Source organism: Streptomyces viridosporus, from assembly GCF_002078235.1.
Classification (GTDB): domain Bacteria; phylum Actinomycetota; class Actinomycetes; order Streptomycetales; family Streptomycetaceae; genus Streptomyces; species Streptomyces viridosporus.
In genome coordinates this window covers 1-4,588 of the sequence record NZ_MSGP01000012.1, presented here as the reverse complement: position 1 = coordinate 4,588, position 4,588 = coordinate 1, and the positions used below count along the sequence as shown (strand labels likewise).

The following is a 4,588-nucleotide window of genomic DNA, read 5'->3' as shown; positions in this document are numbered from 1 at the left end:
CCGCGCCGCGGCCGACGCCGCCGTGCGCGAGGGCGCCCGGGAGGCCTTCGACGGGCTGCCGGTGACGCTGCGCACCCTGACCCGCTCCGGCCCGTACGCCCTGCCCCGCTCGCCGCGCCCGCCGGACGAACGCGCCGGGACGGACGACCCCGATCTGACGCACTTCGCGGCGCTGGACCGCACCCAGGTGCGGATCACCGGGGGACGGATACCCCGGGCGGTCTCCGGGACGACCGTCGAGGTCGCCCTTCCGGAGACCGCCGCCCGGCGCCTCGGCCTGGAGCCGGGCGCCCGCCTCACCCTGACCGACCGGCTGGACGGGCCGGCGGTGCGGGTGCGGATCACCGGCCTGTACCGGCCGGTGGACACCGCCGCGCCCTACTGGCTGCTGGACGACCTGAAGGGCCGCGGGGTCGTCCAGGTCCACTTCACCACGTACGGGCCGCTGCTCCCCCACCCCTCCGTGCTCACCGGGGACCGGGTCAGCGCCGGGGCGTCGGGCTGGCTGGCGTCGGCCGACTTCTCGGCGGTGGGCACCGAGCGGATCGACGCGCTGCGCGAGGCGGTGCGGCGCGGCACCGCGGCCCTGCCCCGGGACGAGGCGCTGGGCGGCACGGCGACGGCGAGCAGTGCGCTGCCCGCCGTGCTGGACCGGGTCGAGCGCTCCCTGCTCGTCTCCCGTTCGACCCTGCTGGTCGTCGCCCTCCAGCTCGTCCTCCTCGCCGGCTGCGTCCTGTTCCTGGTGGCCCGGCTGCTGAGCGCCGAACGCGCCGCCGAGACCCGGCTGCTGCGGGCGCGCGGCGGCTCCCGCGCCCAGGTGGCCCGGCTCGCCGCGCTGGAGGCACTGCTGCTGGCCGTGCCCGCGGCGGCCTGCGCCCCGCTGCTGGCGGGCCCGCTCACCGGGCTGCTCGCCGGACAGGGCCCGGTGGCCCGGATCGGGCTGGACCTGGACGCCTCCGTCGGTTCGGTCGCGGGGCGCGGCACGGTGTGGCTGGTGGCGGCGGCGGTGGCCCTGGGCTGCGCCCTCGCCGTCACGGTTCCGGCGCTGACGTCGTCGTCCGCGGCCGGCCGTGCCCGGCCGCTGCCCGGCGCGGTGCGCGCGGGTGCGGACCTCGGGCTGCTGGCGGTGGCCGCGGTCGCGTTCTGGCAGCTGAGCCGCCGGCCCTCCGGTGTCGTCGGCCGCGACCTCGGCGTCGATCCGCTGCTCGTCGCGGCCCCGGCGCTGGCACTGCTCGCCGGCACGGTGCTGACGCTGCGGCTGCTGCCGCCGGTGGCGCGGCTGGCCGAGCGCGGGGCGGCCGCCGGCCGCGGGCTGCCGGGGGCGCTGGCGGGCTGGCGGTTCAGCCGCCGGCCGATGCGCGGCACGGGCCCGGTGCTGCTGCTGGTGCTCGCGGTGGCGCTGGGCATGCTGGCGATCGGCCAGGGCTCCTCGTGGGAGCGCTCGCAGGACGACCAGGCGGACTTCCGGGCCGGCGCCCGGGTGCGCGTCCTGGCCGCGGGGGAGGGGGAGTTCGGCCGCACCCAGGCCTACGCGGCGGTGCCCGGCGTGCGCCGGACCGCCCCCGCCGTCCGGACGACCGTGCCGCTGTCCGGCGGCCGGACGGCGACCGTGCTCGCGCTGGACACCGCCCACGCGGCGGACACCGTGCTGATGCGCTCCGACCTGGCCGGCGGACCGGTGCGCGCACTGCCGGCGGACCTGGCGCCGCGGGGCACGACGGCGGGCGTGCGGATACCGGCGGGCACCGCGCGCCTGGCGGTGACGGCACGGATCCGGGGCGCGGGCGCCGACCCGACGGTGGAGGTCGGTGCCACCCTGGAGGACTCCCACGGAACCCCGTACGAACTCCCCCTCGGCCCGCTCCGCACCGACGGACGGGCCCACCCGCTCACCCTCGACCTGGACGCGGCGGCCGAGACGCCCCTGGGGGCGCTGACCCTGACCGGGTTCCGGCTGGACCTGTACCGGCCGAGCGGACGCGCGGAGCAGCACCGCTTCACCGTGACCGCGCTGACCGCCACGGACACCGACGGCCGGGACCGGCGGCTGCCGCTGCCCGCCGACTGGAAGCCGTCCGCGCACGACGGCGGCGCGGCCCCGCCCGAGGGAGGCACCGGCCCGACCCGGCCCCGCGTCACCTCGACCGACCCGCCGACCGTCGCCTACGGCACGGGGCACGTCCCGCCGGACCAGGCCTGGCGGGCCTCGCCGTTCACGGTCCGCCTGCGGGTCCCGCAGCGGGCGGCGTCCGAGGTCGCCGCCGTGGCCACCGACCGCTACCTCGCCTCGGCCGGCGCCCGTCCCGGGCAGCGCGTGGACGTGCGGATCGGCGGCTTCACCGTCCCCGTGCGGATCGTGCGGGCGGTGCCGGAGCTGCCGTCCGTGCCGACCGGCGGGGCGAACGACGGCGGGGCCCTGCTGGTCGATCTGCGGTCCGTCAACCGGGTGCTCCAGGCGCGCCACGGCGCGGGCGTGCCGCCCACCGAGTGGTGGCTCGCGACCGCGCCGGGCGGGTCGGCGCGGGTGGCCGAGGCGCTGCGCGGCCGGCCCGATGTCGATCCGTCCCGGGTGGTGGTGCGCGACGAGATCGCCGAGGAGCTGCGCGACGACCCCTTCGGCGCCGGGACCGGGGCGGCCTTCGGCGCGGCGGCCCTCGCGGCGGCGGCGCTGGCGGCGGTCGGGTTCGCGGTGAGCGCGGCGGGGGCGCTGCGGGAGCGGTCCGCCGAGTTCGCGGTCCTGCGCGCCCTGGGCGCCTCCCGGCGACGGCTGGCCCGGGTGGTGGTCGTCGAGCACGGCGTGCTGGTCGGCCTGGCGCTGGCGGTGGGGGTGCTGCTCGGCGCGGTGCTGGCCCGTGCGGTGATCCCGCTGATCATGCTGACCGCGCAGGCCACCCGTCCGGTGCCCGAGGTGCTGGTGGAGCTGCCGGCCGGGCGGGTGGCCGCGCTGCTGGCCGCCGTGTCCGTGGTGCCGCTGCTGGTCACGGCGGTACTGGCGCTGCGCCGCGCGGACTCCGTGGCGTCGCTGCGGGAACGGGGAGGTGAGTGAGGTGACCGTCCGGACCCCGGGGCCGCGCCGTCGGCCCCCCGTCGTCCGCCCGGAGGGCGGGCCGCGCGGTGCCGGGCGGGTGACCGCCCCCTGGGTGCGCACCCGGCTGCGGACCGCTCCCGGCGCCGCGGCGGCCCTGGCGCTGCTGGTCGCGGTGACCGCCTTCCTGGCCGCCGCGCTGCCGCTCACGGTCGACCGGTACGACGACGCGGGGCTGCGCCGGGCCCTGGAGACGGCCGGGCCCGACCGCACCACCGTGAACCTGTTCGCCTCGGTGACCGACCTCGCCGCGGAGGTGGAGGGACGGGACGGGCTGGAGGCGGCGCTGCGCCCGGAGGCGCTGCGCGACTCCCACGCCACGCTCCTCGCGTCGGCCGGCCGGTCCCTCCCCCTGGACCCGGAGCAGTCCTCCCACGGCGTGCGCACCACCGAGACACTGGTGGTCCCCGACCCCGGGCTGTCCCGGCCGGACGCCCTGCCCCCGCGCTTCTCGCTGGTCGCGCAGAACGGGCTCGCCGACCACGCCCGGCTGCGGGCGGGCCGCCTGCCCGGGGCGGCGGGCACCGTCACCGCGGCGACGCGGACGGTCGAGGCCGCCGTCAGCACCGAGACGGCCCGGAAACTGCGCGTCGAGGTGGGATCGGTCCTCCACGTCCCCGGTCTGTGGGACACCCCGCTCACGGTGCGGGTCACCGGCGTCGTCGACCCGCTCGCCCCCCGGGAGGCGTACTGGTCGGCCGATCCCCTGCTGCACAGCCCGCGCCTGGAGACCGTCCCCGGCGACCCGCAGCGCAGCCGGTACTGGGTCGGCGCGCTGCTGCTGGCACCCGACGCCGCCCCGGCGCTGCTGGGCACCCCCGGCTTCCCGGAGCGGTACTGGCGGCTGGCCCCGGCCGCCTCCGGTCTGCACGGCCACGACCTGCCCCGGCTGACGTCGGCCGTCGCCTCCCTGGTGTCGGGCCCGCTCCTCCGGCAGGCGCGCACGGCCACCTCCCCGGCCACGGAGTCGGACACCGCCCTCGACGACGTGCTCGCCGAGCACACGCGGCTGCGCTCCGCCATCGGCCCGCTGGTCGCCGTGGCCGTCTTCGGCACCGGCACGGTCGCCGCCGTGGTCCTGCTCATGTCCGGCGGCCTCGCCGCCGACCGGCGCCGCGCCGAGCTCGCGCTGCTGCGGGCCCGCGGCGGCTCCCTGCGCGGTGTCGCCGGCCGGCTGCTGGGCGAGACGGCGGTGGTCGCCGTGCCCGCGGCCGGCCTGGGGCTGGCCGCCGCCCTGCTCACGGTCGGCGGGGTCCGGCCGTCCCACGCCGTGGCCGCCGCTGCTGCCGTCGCCCTTCTCGCCTGCGCGGCCCTGCCGCTGCGGGCCGTCGCCGCGCACCGTGCCGTGCGCGTGCACGCCCCCCGCGAGGACGTCGCCTCGGCCCGTCCCTCGAGGCGCCGCACGGTCGCCGAACTCACGCTGCTCGCGCTGGCGGTGGGCGCGGTCGTGGCGCTGCGCACGCGCGGCGTGTCGGACGGGTCGGAGGGGACGGAGGGGGCGGG

1 protein-coding gene and 1 pseudogene are annotated in these 4,588 nt (G+C 79.8%); both read left to right on the top strand.

Features of this window, described 5'->3' with window-relative positions:
* On the top strand, window positions 1–3,046 hold a 3,046-nt coding region (locus B7L92_RS01060), incomplete at its 5' end, for an FtsX-like permease family protein (RefSeq protein ID WP_081235616.1).
* A gap of 1 nt (window position 3,047) precedes the next feature.
* Window positions 3,048–4,588, top strand: a pseudogene (locus tag B7L92_RS01055) (ABC transporter permease); the annotation flags it as partial.